We start from the raw sequence: 13,516 nt of genomic DNA, 5'->3' as shown, positions 1-13,516 counted from the left end.
TGTTTCTACATAATCGCCGTGCTTTCATTGAGGTAGTACTGGAGCACTGGGCTGTTTATGTCATCCGGGTTTTGCAGAGCCCAGGAGTTGTCGACAATACCCTTGCTGATCAGGTGAATGACCGCGGACTCCATCGCGGACAGCATGGCGAGCTGAGCGGGCTCATTGGTTGTGGTACCCGCCTCGATTTCCAGCAGCCGCTTGTACTTCACGTAGCGGAATACATCAGCACTGATAGCTTTTGAATAAACAGTTTTGGATGTCAGAACCGTATGCAGCACCCGGCCAGAACGGATATCGATGGCACGAAGGTTAACGGTTACCTGGTCGACCCGATACTGCTCATCGGCGCCAATGCCAAAGTAGCGAGCGCCGGCACCACCGGTTTTGATATTTGTGTCATAGGCCACAATGCCGCCCTCAAGCAGAATGTTGGCCGCGACCAGTGATGGCAATGCCAGATTATTTTCTGGTGCATTGGGCTTGGCGAGCGCGGCACGAATAATTTTCCGCTCGGTGAGCAGGTTCTGCAGTCCCTCGCGCTCCAGCGGGATAAACCAGCCGGACTCGTTGAGTACGTTCATCAACATAGACGCCGCACCCTGGGTTACAGCAGTGGAAAAGCTACTCGCCGGTGAAGGTTTATATTGCCCGGTTTGATCGCGGAAGCTATACACCGCTGCCAGGATTTTACCCTTCGGTTGCGGCAGGCTGAGCAGGTCCCGGTAGGTTTCATTTCTCGGGGTCAGTTTGGCGGTTTCTTCACCGGGGCCAAAAATGGCGTCGCCGGTATTTTTTACGGCCGTGCATCCTGCCAATGCGGTTACGAAAGACAGGGCTGCAACCAGTTTTGTACCTCTTAAAAACATCACGCTTATCTCCAATATTATTCGTGATTATTCAGGGCTCACGGATCAGTCCCGGGTACATCTAGGACTCGATAGCTGTACTTCCTCTCGTGTAGTTCCTGTTGTGCCGAATTCGGTGCTTTGTTCGGGCCAGATGGTTGATTCAGTTGGTTGGATTCAGCCCACTGACGATGATTTCACTTTTATCGCCGGTGGTGCGGTCGGTGATGAGTACGGTGAGCTGTCCGTCGTTGTCGACAATTTGCACGATGAAATCATCGGTGACCAACTCGCCACTATTGCCGTCGCCCACATCGGTAAGGAGCTGGTTCAACAGGCGGGTTTCCAGTGAATCGGTAAAGCGATCGAGCGCGCTGGGCTGTTGGTACAGGTCCGCCGGATTATCCGGATCCTCGTGGTCATCCTGTGATTGCGCGTTCTGGATTAAATAACTACCGTTCAGTGGATTCCCGCCAAAATTAGGGTTTACCGGTTCGTAGATCAGTTGAGAGGCAAGCCCATGGGCCCCTGCAAAGAGGAGGATGGGAGCCGTGGCCAGTGCGGCCAGCCTGTTGATTTTCATTAGAATTCATCCTTTCCTAGATCGAAGTGATCGGTTAATGCCTGTCGGACCATTTCCTGAAGCACCATCTCGTGAATGGCCTTTGACGTTTCTTCGGCGACTGCGCGAATATTGTTGGTACTGGGACTGATAAATTGTCGAAAGACAGTTTTGTTGTTGTAAGTCACCCAGATCAGATTGCCCCAGCGTGCGGAGGGGCGCTCCTGAATGGTCAGGTTGTAGGTGCTATCCGGGTAGTGAAGGTTGCGGTATTCGCTCATATAGCGCGCAAAATCATGTCCCGTTCGGGTGATGGTCTGATCGATATTAAATCCGCTGATCTCATCTTCGATCTGACCACTGTCGGATTGCCCCGGACCTTCTTCCAGTGCACTGGAGTCGCCCTCCTGAGCCCAGGTGATCGCAGACAGGCTGAAAAGAGTGATGAACAGCGGTATAGCGAGCCGGACCAGGGGATTCATATCCGCTCGACCTGCAGGTGAAGCTTTGCCCAGTTACTGGCCTGAAGCCGGTTCTTGACTCCGATCTTCCGGTAAATGTTGTACATGTGATTTTTGACGGTGTGTTCGCTCAGATGCAGGCGCGAGGCGATGATGCTGTTCGGGTCACCGGTCGTCAGCTGGGCGAGAATTTCCTGTTCCCGCTTGGTGAGCAGAAGTTGCGAGCGCGGATCTGGTTCGGATTGCGAGCGGGTGTTCTGAATGGAATATTCCAGTTTTTTGATCAGGTCTTTCTGACTGGCCCGATTGTCGCAGAGAAAGGAAAATTTCCGGCTCTCAAGAGGCTGCGTGATATGCGCTGGAAGCTCTTGCGGGATGTTGATAAGGATCACTTTTGAGTGATCAATATTCTTCAGGTAATTGAATTCAGCACTGGGCGTGGATTTTGACGATAGTCCAAAGCAGTCGACCACAATGGCATCGTAAGTCTTCAGGCAGTGTTTCTGTTTACCGAAATCCGATTTTTCCCAACTGAAGGGAATAGATTCTGAAACAAGTGAGAACAGCAAGTCCCCATGCAGGCCGGAATCACTCAAAAAGAGAATCGGCATGAAAGTACCCCGTGATTAGTCGCTGATGATCCCAGGTGGAGATTTATGCGCCTATGATCACAGGGGTGTTCCCCGCTGCTCACCTCTCTTACTTCTAGTTCGGGCGGTTACCGCTAATTGCCCCATTTTCAAGAGTTTGCGCAAGTCCGTTAAGTGGAAAATCTCATTCCTTGAGAAATTTGTATGGAGTGTAGTCGGCTTGCCTTGGGGTGCTGATGATTGTTGTGACATATATCACATATTATTTTTTGTTAAGAAATGAGTTTTTAATAATGGATTATTCCCTGCGCAAACGATTTGCGTGCTTGTTGAAACAAATTTCTATTCTTGGCCGGACCAGATAGCGACTTTGGTTTTCCCTGGCAGGATTTGTTGGTGAATGGGTCCTTATCTTCGGGCTTTATTCTCCCGCCGTTAGGTTTGGCGCTGGCCTGAGCAATAACAAGGGTCGAGATAGAAGTCGCGCCACAGGTGATCCGATTATTGGAAGTTCGGCGTCGGGAGAGCTATTAGTTCATGGATGGCGCGAGTGAGAGTGTGCTTGATCACCGTGCTTAATTAAAAGACAAGCGCTTGCTGTAGGTACCCATTCAGGGTGCTGGTTCATGTTACGACCTGTCTCCCGGTGTTGTCGCGGGAAACATTCATTACCGAAAATCCACGACAATCAGTCAGGAATACTATGCAAGGGTTCCGTGCGGATCGGCGAAAATTTATCAAGGTCTGTACCGTTGCCGGTATCAGTGTATTCGCTGTGCCTGCGCTGTGGCAGCGTAGTAGTGCCGAAACACCGGAGTTAGCGAATAACCTGCCGAATTGGCGGGGCGTAGGAGATGAGCCTGCATTTCGCATGGACGGTATCGCTAAAGTTACCGGACAGAAAATCTTTGGGCGGGATTTCCGTGCCGCGGATATGCCCGGGTGGAAACAACAGCAGCATTATGCCTATGTATTGCGATGCAATCGGGTAGAGCGGCGCTTTAGCGGGATCGACTGGAGCCAGCTTCCCCCCAATGCTCAACCCTACGCGAGAGTGACCGCAAAATCGCTGACAGAAAAGAAGCTGAAGCTACCGCCTTTTTACGGTGATGCGATGCTCCTGCCGGAGGGCGAGTCTCCCTTTTATTACGGTCACGCAGTCGCCATTCTGCTGTTCGACGATTTCGAAAAATATGCCGCCACAAAACAGGCTCTGCAGTTCAATGAGCAGATCATTCGGTACGGCGAGCAGACACCTCCGGTGGAAAGAGATCCATACGCCAGCTGGCGCATTATTCGTGTGGAAGGCCCGGAGGGACCGGGCGGAGCTGATCTCTATTCTCCCCTGCAGGATGGCCTTTTCTTTCCCAATTATCATAACCGCAAGGTGGCGTGGCCGACCGATGCCAACAAGGCCGGGGACGTCAGCGAACGGGGTATCTTTTACGCGCAGGAAATTCGTAAACAGTCCAGGGATGAAGCCGGCTCCGGTAACTGGCACCTGGTTGAAGGTGAATACCATACGCAGATCATCGACCCGATGATGATGGAGCCCGAGGCATCCAATGTCTGGTTCGATAGTGCGCAGCAGACGCTACACCTGGTATTGACCAGCCAATCGCCGCAGGATTTTCAGGAGCTGGCGGCCCATATGATTGCGGAAAGCGGCTATGGCTCCGACATTAAAAATATCGTGGTGCACTCGTCGGTAGTCGGCGGTGGCTTTGGCGCAAAAGACCATTCAATTTTTCCGTATTACGGTTTGGTTGCCGGGCTTTTCGCGACCGCGCCGGTGCGTTTGGCCAATAACCGTTTTGAGCAGTTCCAGGCGGGACTTAAACGGCACCCCTTTCATATGCGCAACACATTGGCCGTGGACAGAAAGAGCGGGAAGTTCCAGGCCCTTATCGCCGAAATGCAGGTCGATGGCGGCGGTCGGCAGAACTTCAGCGCGTCTGTGTCGATGGTCGGGGCCAGTGCCATTCAAAGTATTTATTATCTGCCCCGCAACGATATTTCCGCGGTCGCCAACCAGTCCATGAATGTGGACTCTGGCTCCATGCGCGGCTACGGCACCCTGCAGACCATGTCCGCGATGGAAATGATGGTCAATCAGGCGGCGGAAGAGCTGGGGATTGACCCGATCGAGCTGCGCTTGCGCAATGCCTTTCAGAACGGCTGGCGCAATACTCAGGGAGCGGTGCCGAGAGTCGGGGTTCGCTATACGGAACTACTGGAGCGTGCCCGCAAGCACCCGATGTGGCTTGAGCGAGCGGAGCGTAAAAAGGCGTTCGAACAGAAGAATCCCGGGCTGCTGTTTGGCACTGGATATGCTATCGCCACCAAAGATTACGGCACCGGAGCCGCAGCGCCGAGTGCGGCAGTGCAGTTTGACGCTGAGGGCCGAGTTTCCATCGCGGTAGAGTTCATGGAAATGGGTACCGGGATTAGTACCTCCCAGTCCATGCTGGTGGAAAGTATTCTCGGGCAGCCGGCGCATCGCTGTGACGTGGGTGAGGTGGATGCCTGGCATGCATTGCAGCAGTTCCAGACCGAAAGCCCATACACCATGAGCCAGGACCACCAGGATCAGATGTCCTCTGACCCCCTGTGGACACCGGTAACCGCAATGGCCAGTGCCGCATCCATGTCGGCCTATTTTCAGAGTCACGCAACACAGCAGGCGGCAGAGATCCTTCTTGCCCAAGGGCTAATGCCTGCTGCCCGACGCCTGTGGAAATTGACGGACATGGACGATTCACAGGTTCAGTGGCGAGAGGGCAAATTGCATTACGGCAAGCGGCAGCCATTGTCTCTGCCGCAATTGGCCGAAGAGGCGCATCGCAGTGGCGGTGTTACCGGGGTCATGGTGCACAGCTTCAATCGCTGGGAGTGGGCGGAAGCTGATTTTGATATTGATGACGTTCCGCAGACCCGAAGCGTCGACGGATTGGCCCTGCGCCGTGGGGGGCGTTCGCAAAAAGTTCTGGCCGGCGAATACGAAGTAGTGAAGCGCCGTGCCGTGCGTTACCCGCCTACGGCCCTGAACAACGCCATGGTCACCTACTACGCACCGACCGCTGCGATGGTTGAAGTGGCTGTCAATCCGGGGACCGGGGCAGTCACTATTCACGGACTGCAGAATTATATGGATTGCGGCCGCCCCATCGTGCGCCAGCTGGTGGAAGGACAGATTGAAGGCGGGGTGGCCATGGGAATCGGCCATGCGCTGTACGAAGTACTGCCAACTCTGGGGGATGGCGCGGGCAATGGCACCTGGAATCTCAACCGCTACCAGGTACCGCTCGCGAAACACGTTCCGGTATGGAATCAGCAGCATGACATTCTGCCCCCGGAAACGGAACAGGACCCGCATAAGGGTATCGCCGAAGTAGTGATGATTCCGATTGTTGCGGCACTGGTCGAAGCCATTTATCAGGCCACCGGAAAGCGGTTCAACGAAACGCCGGTTTCGCCGGAAAAATTGCGTCGTGCGCTCAACCCCCAGGTGCTGTGAGGAAACTGAATAATGGCGAGAATTCCGGTTTCAATGGTGGTGAATGGGGAGAAGGTGGGCCCCGTGGAGGTGGACGAATACACCTCCATGCTGGATTTTCTACAGGAGTACCTGAACCTTACTGGCACCAAACTTGGCTGTGGTATCGGTGTCTGCCGCGCCTGCACCATAGTGGTGGAGGGCGAAGATGGTGCACTGGAGCCCGTGCGCAGCTGTATCAATAATGTCGGGCGTTTTGATGGGAGCAAAGTCACCACCGTTGAGGGGCAGGCCGAACGGAGTGGTGATGGCGAACTCTTGTTTTTATCGCCGGTGCAGCAAGCGTTTCTGCGCAACTTTTCTTTCCAGTGCGGCTGGTGCACGGCGGGTTTCGTCAACGCTGCGACCGCACTGATCGACGGACTCAGGCGCGAGCCAGTGTCGGCGGACAGGGTGGAGCAGGTAATCGAAGGGGCACTGGGAGAACATATCTGTCGCTGTACCGGTTACGTGCGCTACTTTCGCGCGGTGAAGGAAGTCATTGAATCGACTCCTGGTTTACTGAAGGAGAGCGACTAAATGTTCCGGGTGACACTCTTTCTGTTCTGCATACTGGCCATTGGCACTGCGACTGCTGAAACACCGGTAGAAAAGGGGCGCTACCTCGCTACCGCCGGAGACTGCGTTGCCTGTCATACCGCAACCAACGGACGCCCATTTATCGGTGGCAGGCCCTTCCACACCCCTTTCGGGATTCTTTATTCGACAAACATCACGCCGGACAAAAAGACCGGTATCGGCAACTACAGCCTGCAGGACTTTACTGCATCCATGCGTCGTGGAGTGGGGATGCATGGCAATCTCTACCCGGCCATGCCGTATACCTCTTATTACCTGATTACCGATGAAGATATTGCGTCCCTGTACGCCTACTTCATGCAATTGCCACCGGTTGAATATGTGGCGCCAAAAAATGATCTTTTTTTCCCCGCGAACCTGCGGTTTGGTCTGAAAAGCTGGAACTGGGCGTTCTTTGACAGGAAGCCACTGGCACAAGTCGCAGGAAAAAGCGCTGAATGGCAGCGGGGTAATTATCTGGTCAATGCCCTGGGACACTGCGGTGAGTGTCATACACCGCGTAATTTTGCATTTGCAATGAAGCAGGATGACGCTTTCGCGGGCAACATTCTCGAGGGGTGGGACGCTGTGGATATCCGCCCTCAGGCCCTGCAGCGCCAGGGTTGGGACAGGGATAATCTGCGGCAACTATTCACATCCGGTGCCAGCGAGCGGGGCATGGCTTTCGGTGAAATGTTCAGCGTGGTCAAGCACAGCCTGAGCCATCTCTCTGAAAGTGACATCAATGCGATGATCACCTACCTGTTGGACGACTCCCAGGCAATTGCGGTGAATGATGGTGATGCGACCCTCGCTGCGGACAAGTACCGGCAGGGACGCGCTGATTTTGTCGCCTACTGCGCCGCCTGCCACGGGCGCGAGGGCGCCGGTATAACACTGGCCTTTGCACCGCCGATGAACCGCAATGCGGGTATTCGCGGTGAAAATCCATATAACACCATTGCGGTGATCCTGCGGGGACTACCGGTGCAGCGCATGAGCCGTTCCAATGCGCGCGCCGGAATGCCAGCCTTCGCCCACGAACTGGACGATGCACGGATTGCCGGACTGGTGAACTTTATGCGTGCGGCCTGGGGTACATCCTCAAACGAAGTAACCCGGGATCAGGTTGCCGAGATTCGGGCGGACCTTCTCAAACACGGATTTCTTGGAGAAGTGGAATGAACGGTTTCCGGCAAGCTTTCGGGGGCCTGTTCATAGCCCTCAATTTGGTGGCATTCCCTGCGCTGGCCGCCGAGTGGTCGACAACCGAAGCGCAGTTGCAGTACGGCCGCCTCAAGAACCCGTTTGATGGTGGCAAAACCAGCACGACCATTCTCACCCTGCAGCATGCCAGTGGCTGGAAGTATGGCGATAACTTTTTCTTCGTCGATTTTATCAATGACGGAGCACGCGATGGTTTCAATGACTCCGATGTCTATGCGGAATGGTATCCAAATTTCAGCCTCGGAAAGATAACCGGATGTGACCTGAGCTTTGGGCCGGTTAAGGATCTGGGAGTGATCGCGGGATTTAATTTCTCGTCGGATGCCAATGTCGAGAAGTTTTTACCCGGTGTGCGGGTGGCGTGGAAACTACCGGGAGAGGCGTTCCTGAATACGGATATTACCGGGTACAAAGACATTGGCTACGGTGATGGCGCACCCAAAGAGGGTGATAGCTACATGATCGACTTCAACGGTGCCTTTCCTTTCAGTATTGGTGAGCAGGATTTCAGTATCGAGGGGCATATTGAATATATCCACAGCCGTACCAGCGAGTTCGGTGATGTTAAAAGCTGGGTTTTCGCCCAGCCCCAGTTTCGCTGGGACATGGGCAAGACGCTTTTCAACAGCCCCAAGCAGATTTTTGTGGGGATAGAGTACCAGTACTGGCGCAACAAGCTCGGCGTCGATATTACCGAGAGCACCGTGCAGGCTCTGCTTGTATGGCGTTTCTGATGCAGCGATGTGTTTATCCCGCCTGAACCCGCAAGGTGTCGTTTTCTCGATTCTGCTTTTCCTGACGGCCTGCGCCGAGCGAGAAGACGTAGCACTGGGTACCCTGGAGTGGGATCGGATTGTGCTGCCGGCGCCGGCGGCAGAAAAAATTGTGCGCGTTTATGTACGCGAGGGCGAGCGGGTAGGGCCCGGGCAGCGGCTGCTTGATCTGGATGCTTCGGAAGCTCTGGCACAGCTACACAATGCAGAGGCCGCGGTTGCACGGGCACAGGCTGCGCTGATCGAGTTACGCGTGGGTCCTCGGGTTGAGGAAATCGAGCGTGCCAGAGCCAGTCTTGTGGCGGCTCGTGCAAACCTTGTGGATAGCGAGGCGGATTACCAGCGTCTGGTTGCCCTTGGCAAAAAGAATTATGCATCCCGATCAGATATTGACGGCGCCCGCGCAGCCGCAGAAAGTGCCGGCGCCCAGGTGCGAGCGGCGCAGGAGCAATTGCTGGAGTTGGAGCGCGGCACCCGGGCTGAAGATATTGATCAGGGCGAGGCGTCCCTGGCTGCGGCGCGCGCCCAGGCTCAGGCACAGCGGGTTCTGCTGGAAAAACTGAAACTACGCGCGCCTCGTGCGGGCGTGGTGGATAGTATTCCCTTCAAGCTGGGTGATGAGGCCCCCATCGGTGGTGCACTGGTGGTTTTGCTCAGTGGTGAAACCCCCTATGCGCGGGTATACGTACCCCAGTCACTGCGGCGGGATGTTGTTGTTGGCGGACGCGCGCGGATTATTCTGGATAGCAGTGTTGACCGTGGCGGTTCCGCTGCGACGCACTCTGAACAGGATCACTTGTCGCTGTTCGACGGCCGCGTGCGTATGGTACGTAACGAACCCTCCTTCACCCCCTACTATGCGCTCACCGGTGATGATGTGGCGCGCCTCAGCTATATCGCCGAAGTTCAGCTGCGCAATGATCCGCGGGCAACGCAGCTACCCGCTGGTCTGCCCCTGCGTGTGGAATTCCTGCCGGGCGCCGTCGGTGAGGAGGAGTATCCACAAGGGGGTCTTCAATCTGACACGCAGGATCCGTATTCCGTCTACACGCCCGACATTCGGCCAGATACTCAGCCAGATACGCACAGTCCGCTCCCCGATAAAGACGCTGATGCGTATATGCCACGCGATCCAGAGCCCTACAATGGCGGAAAGTGAAATTGCGATCTGCGCTAGAGGTCTCAGCAAGCAGTTTGGCAACCTGGTTGCGGTAGACCAGGTTGATCTTACGGTGCCCCGCCAACAGATCTACGGGTTTCTCGGGCCGAACGGTTCCGGCAAGTCCACCAGCATTCGCATGTTGTGCGGATTGCTGACACCTTCGGCGGGCGAGATTGAAGTTCTGGGCCTGCAAATCCCTGCCCAGGCGGAAGTCCTTCGCCAGCACATCGGGTATATGACACAGCAGTTTTCACTGTTTGCCGATCTTACGGTGCGGGAGAATCTGGAGTTTCTGGCGGCGGTCCAGAATCTACCGGCGCGTCAGGCGCGATCGCGTATTGACGACTTACTGGTGGAGTACCACTTCGAGGGACGCGCCCGACAGCTGGCCGGAACCATGAGTGGCGGCCAGAAGCAGCGCCTGGCCCTTGCTGGTGCGGTGATCCATAAACCGGAACTACTGTTTCTGGATGAACCGACCAGTGCGGTGGATCCGGAATCGCGGCGGGACTTCTGGGAAAAGTTATTCGAGCTCACCGATAGCGGCACGACAATCCTGGTCTCCACCCACTATATGGATGAAGCCGAACGCTGCCACCGTCTGGCCATTCTCGATCGCGGTCGACTGGTTGCCGATGGTACCCCCGGCGAACTGACCGGAGCGCTGGAAGGGCGGACCTTACTGGTGGAAGCGCACAATCAGCGTGCAGCTCGTGAGCAGGTGTTGCGCGTACCGGGAGTCATTAGTGCGGCACAGATTGGCAACAGCTTGAGGATCCTGACCGACGGTAAACAGGGTGCAGCCGAGACCCGGCAGCAGCTGCAGAACATATTGCAGGCGCAGGAAAGCGATGTGCGTGTTGCACCGATCGGCGCCAGCCTCGAGGATGTGTTTGTCTCGGTAACCCACCGTCAGTCGACCGGTACCGGAGCTGCGGCGGAAAAGGAGGGCCGCACTTGAACCTGCGTCGCCTCTACGCGGTACTGATCAAGGAATTCCGCCAGATGCGGCGGGACCGGATGACCCTGGCGATGATTGTGGGGATCCCGGTCATGCAGCTGGTGCTGTTTGGCTACGCTATCAACCTTAATTTAAGGCATCTGCCCGCGGCGATTGCGGATCAATCCGGTACCAGTGCATCGCGCCAGTTCGTGATGGATATGCTGGCGACGGAGGTGATCCAGCCCGTGGCACCGGCGCAAACGCCAGAGCAGTTGATGGAAATGCTGCGGCGCGGAGAAATCAGTGTGGGGGTGGTCATTCCCTTTGATTTTGAGCGCCGCCTTGCGGTTGGTCAGGAGGCGGTTCAGATTCTGGTGGATGGCAGTGATACGGTCGTACAGAGCGCCGCCGCACAGCTGGCCCAGATTCCCATTGGCGAGCCTCCGCCGGAAAATAATACGCAGTTACCCAACCGCCAGTCCTCTGTACCCTTCCCGCAAAGCGCCATCAGCATTGTTGCGTTTTATAATCCGCAGCGGGTTTCTGCGATCAACATTGTCCCCGGGCTTATCGGTATCATTCTTACCATGACCATGGTGATGTTCACCTCTGTGGCGATTGTGCGGGAGCGGGAACGGGGCAATATGGAATTGCTGATAGCGACCCCCGTGAGCAGCGCGGAACTGATGATTGGCAAGGTTCTGCCCTATGGCCTGATCGGCCTCATCCAGACCAGCCTGATCCTGATACTGGGTTTGTTTCTGTTCAGTGTGCCTATTCGCGGAAGCCTGCTCGATGTGTACCTGGCCGCGCTATTACTGATCCTCGCCAACCTGGCGATGGGGCTGTTGATCTCTACCCGTGCTCAGTCTCAGTTTCAGGCAATGCAGATGACCTTTTTTGTGTTTCTGCCTTCGATTCTGCTATCCGGGTTTATGTTTCCGTTTGAAGGTATGCCCGGGGCGGCCCAGTGGCTGGCGGAAATTCTGCCTCTCACTCACTTCCTGCGCCTAATTCGGGGCATTATGCTGCGCGGTGCAGATATCCTCGAATTGTGGCCGGACCTGATGGCCCTGCTGGCCTTTATTGCGGTGATGATGACCCTCGCAATTCTGCGCTTCAACAAGAGCCTCGACTGAACCACCCGATAGGGCTATTCGATTGCTTGGCGTGCAATGCATCTTCCTGAGAACTTTCCTGCCAATTCCCCCTCTATTTCACCGCAGGTACCGTGCTTTTCACAGCATTTGTGGGACTGTCCACGGGAATCCGATTCATACAGTTGGTAGCATCTGACGGGAACCCATAAAGGACGTACCGGGGTCTGTACACACAATAACGTTGCTGCCTGTCAGCAGGGAGGAAGCTGTACCATGACCGAGCTATTCCACAGTTTGCCACCATGGTTGTGGTTTGTGATTGCACTGGTTGCGCTGTTCCTGGCACGCAAGCCCGTGCATCAGGGAATTTATGCGCTGGCGCGCTTTTTTCACCAGTCTTTCCGACTGGGTGCCAACGCCGTTGCCGCCGCTGAGGCGCGACTGCAATTGCGTAATCGTGAGGTGCTACTGGCCGCAGGTCGAGAGACCACCGAGCGGCAGATAGAGCGGGACTTTGATCGAATTGAAGGGGCGATGAAAAAAGAGCTTGCGCAATACCCGGCATTACACCGCCGTCTGTGCGAGCAGCTCACCGCCATCGACGAAGACTATGTGCGCAGCGCCGAAGTACCGCCGGAACCGACTAACTGGGCAAAGGCCATCAAGGCGGTTGCCGAGATTCCTGCCAAGCAGGACCCGGTGGTGGGCGATGTACTGGAGACCATTCACGGATCCATGCGCAAGGCGGAAGGCAAGGCACTGGAAGCCTATCGTGAATCCGCGCGCGAGCGTCATCAGCTACTCAAGCGCATGATGCCCGCCTGGCGATCTATTCTGAAAAGCCTCGGCAAAGTGAACAAGACGGTCACCACCGTGCAGCAGCGTGCCAAAGTGATTGATGGGCATATGGAGCGCTATGAGGAAATCCTGCAGGGGAGCGACCGCGCGCAACGCATGCTGTCCTCGTCTTCTCTGAGTCAGTTTTTTATCTCTGCGTTCGTACTGACTATCGCAGTGGGTGGGGCGCTGATCAATTTTCATTTGATCGCTCGGCCCATGACCGAAATGGTCGGTGGCACCAGCTATATCGGAAACTTCAAGGTTGCGGATATTTCTGCGCTGGTGATTATCCTGGTGGAAATTACCATGGGACTGTTTGTGATGGAGTGCCTGCGAATCACTCGCCTGTTCCCCATTATCAGTGCACTGCACGATAAAATCCGCACACGCATGATGTGGGCTGCGTTTTTTCTGCTGTTCTTCCTCGCGACATTGGAAGCGGGACTCGCATTCATGCGTGAAATATTGATGCAGCAAGATCTGGCCGTGAGCGCCCAGTCGCCCGGCGAGGACGCGGCGGTTTCAGCGGGTGGCATTTCCTGGATTATCACTGCGGCGCAGATGGGAATGGGTTTTGTCCTGCCGTTTATGCTCACCTTCGTGGCTATTCCGCTGGAGAAATTTATTGCGTCGACCCGCACGCTCATCGGGTTTTTTGTGGCCTTTTCTCTGCGTTTACTCTCAGTTATTCTGCGGCTTGCCGGCACCGGCATTCTTCGCACCGGTGCCATGCTGGTTCGTGTCTACGATATTGTCATTTTCTTCCCGTTGTGGCTTGAAGCCCGCTACTTGCGCTGGCGTGAACAGGCTGCTCGCAAAGTGGCCGCAAGAAAGATCCCGGCTGAGCAACTCCCCGTTGACTGATATTCAAGGCTGGTTGAGTCAAAACCGATCGA

At 55.5% G+C, this 13,516-nt stretch carries 12 protein-coding genes; 8 read left to right on the top strand and 4 right to left on the bottom strand.

The genetic code is table 11. From position 1 onward, the window contains the following. Positions 1-5: 5 nt before the first annotated feature. The 4 genes from ACYX4K_RS11545 to ACYX4K_RS11530 all read right to left on the bottom strand — a co-directional run bounded on the left by ACYX4K_RS11545 (position 6) and on the right by ACYX4K_RS11530 (position 2,482). Entirely contained in the window at positions 6-869 is an 864-nt protein-coding gene (locus ACYX4K_RS11545) for a CsgG/HfaB family protein (RefSeq protein ID WP_475093927.1), read from the bottom strand. A 142-nt stretch (positions 870-1,011) separates the two neighbouring features. Beyond that, positions 1,012-1,431 (bottom strand): curli assembly protein CsgF, encoded by a 420-nt coding sequence (locus ACYX4K_RS11540; RefSeq protein WP_475091978.1) that lies wholly within the window; start codon positions 1,429-1,431, stop codon positions 1,012-1,014. Continuing rightward, complete coding sequence (locus ACYX4K_RS11535; RefSeq protein ID WP_475091979.1) at positions 1,431-1,892, bottom strand: CsgE family curli-type amyloid fiber assembly protein; 462 nt, start codon at positions 1,890-1,892, stop codon at positions 1,431-1,433. The genes ACYX4K_RS11540 and ACYX4K_RS11535 overlap by 1 nt, the downstream gene beginning before the upstream one ends. Continuing rightward, entirely contained in the window at positions 1,889-2,482 is a 594-nt protein-coding gene (locus tag ACYX4K_RS11530; protein WP_475091980.1) for a response regulator transcription factor, read from the bottom strand. Before ACYX4K_RS11530 ends, ACYX4K_RS11535 begins: the two co-directional genes overlap by 4 nt. Before the next feature lie 682 nt (positions 2,483-3,164). Between ACYX4K_RS11530 and ACYX4K_RS11525 the strand changes: the two genes are divergently transcribed. The 8 genes from ACYX4K_RS11525 to ACYX4K_RS11490 all read left to right on the top strand — a co-directional run bounded on the left by ACYX4K_RS11525 (position 3,165) and on the right by ACYX4K_RS11490 (position 13,484). Beyond that, positions 3,165-5,978 (top strand): xanthine dehydrogenase family protein molybdopterin-binding subunit, encoded by a 2,814-nt coding sequence (locus ACYX4K_RS11525; protein ID WP_475091981.1) that lies wholly within the window; start codon positions 3,165-3,167, stop codon positions 5,976-5,978. 12 nt (positions 5,979-5,990) lie between these two features. Next, positions 5,991-6,536 carry a (2Fe-2S)-binding protein gene (locus tag ACYX4K_RS11520; protein WP_475091982.1) on the top strand — a complete coding sequence of 182 codons (546 nt, stop codon included), beginning with the start codon at positions 5,991-5,993 and terminating at the stop codon, positions 6,534-6,536. Continuing rightward, positions 6,537-7,760 carry a c-type cytochrome gene (locus tag ACYX4K_RS11515; protein ID WP_475091983.1) on the top strand — a complete coding sequence of 408 codons (1,224 nt, stop codon included), beginning with the start codon at positions 6,537-6,539 and terminating at the stop codon, positions 7,758-7,760. It begins immediately after the preceding gene. After that, entirely contained in the window at positions 7,757-8,536 is a 780-nt protein-coding gene (locus ACYX4K_RS11510; RefSeq protein ID WP_475091984.1) for an outer membrane protein OmpK, read from the top strand. Before ACYX4K_RS11515 ends, ACYX4K_RS11510 begins: the two co-directional genes overlap by 4 nt. A gap of 7 nt (positions 8,537-8,543) precedes the next feature. After that, the gene (locus ACYX4K_RS11505; RefSeq protein ID WP_475091985.1) at positions 8,544-9,734 is read left to right on the top strand and encodes an HlyD family secretion protein; all 1,191 of its coding nucleotides are present in this window, start codon (positions 8,544-8,546) and stop codon (positions 9,732-9,734) included. Then, positions 9,721-10,698: an ABC transporter ATP-binding protein gene (locus tag ACYX4K_RS11500; protein WP_475091986.1), complete on the top strand. Its 978-nt coding sequence runs from the start codon at positions 9,721-9,723 to the stop codon at positions 10,696-10,698. Before ACYX4K_RS11505 ends, ACYX4K_RS11500 begins: the two co-directional genes overlap by 14 nt. Then, positions 10,695-11,819 (top strand): ABC transporter permease, encoded by a 1,125-nt coding sequence (locus ACYX4K_RS11495; protein WP_475091987.1) that lies wholly within the window; start codon positions 10,695-10,697, stop codon positions 11,817-11,819. The genes ACYX4K_RS11500 and ACYX4K_RS11495 overlap by 4 nt, the downstream gene beginning before the upstream one ends. Positions 11,820-12,053: 234 nt before the next feature. Then, positions 12,054-13,484, top strand: a complete 1,431-nt coding sequence (locus ACYX4K_RS11490) for a hypothetical protein (protein WP_475091988.1) — start codon at positions 12,054-12,056, stop codon at positions 13,482-13,484. The last annotated feature ends 32 nt before the right edge of the window (positions 13,485-13,516 follow it).

This window comes from Microbulbifer sp. ABF4_107 (assembly GCF_056312215.1).
The sequence above is the reverse complement of the archived record's forward strand: the minus strand, read 5'-3'. Positions and strand labels throughout refer to the sequence as shown.

What these genes read in the sequence shown, in the direction of transcription:
- ACYX4K_RS11500 (WP_475091986.1), top strand. Translation starts at nt 9,721, where the DNA reads ATGGCGGAAAGTGAAATTGCGATCTGCGCTAGAGGTCTCAGCAAGCAG.
- ACYX4K_RS11490 (WP_475091988.1), top strand. Translation starts at nt 12,054, where the DNA reads ATGACCGAGCTATTCCACAGTTTGCCACCATGGTTGTGGTTTGTGATT.
- ACYX4K_RS11540 (WP_475091978.1), bottom strand. Translation starts at nt 1,431, where the DNA reads ATGAAAATCAACAGGCTGGCCGCACTGGCCACGGCTCCCATCCTCCTC.
- ACYX4K_RS11520 (WP_475091982.1), top strand. Translation starts at nt 5,991, where the DNA reads ATGGCGAGAATTCCGGTTTCAATGGTGGTGAATGGGGAGAAGGTGGGC.
- ACYX4K_RS11515 (WP_475091983.1), top strand. Translation starts at nt 6,537, where the DNA reads ATGTTCCGGGTGACACTCTTTCTGTTCTGCATACTGGCCATTGGCACT.
- ACYX4K_RS11535 (WP_475091979.1), bottom strand. Translation starts at nt 1,892, where the DNA reads ATGAATCCCCTGGTCCGGCTCGCTATACCGCTGTTCATCACTCTTTTC.
- ACYX4K_RS11510 (WP_475091984.1), top strand. Translation starts at nt 7,757, where the DNA reads ATGAACGGTTTCCGGCAAGCTTTCGGGGGCCTGTTCATAGCCCTCAAT.
- ACYX4K_RS11505 (WP_475091985.1), top strand. Translation starts at nt 8,544, where the DNA reads ATGTGTTTATCCCGCCTGAACCCGCAAGGTGTCGTTTTCTCGATTCTG.
- ACYX4K_RS11545 (WP_475093927.1), bottom strand. Translation starts at nt 869, where the DNA reads ATGTTTTTAAGAGGTACAAAACTGGTTGCAGCCCTGTCTTTCGTAACC.
- ACYX4K_RS11530 (WP_475091980.1), bottom strand. Translation starts at nt 2,482, where the DNA reads ATGCCGATTCTCTTTTTGAGTGATTCCGGCCTGCATGGGGACTTGCTG.
- ACYX4K_RS11525 (WP_475091981.1), top strand. Translation starts at nt 3,165, where the DNA reads ATGCAAGGGTTCCGTGCGGATCGGCGAAAATTTATCAAGGTCTGTACC.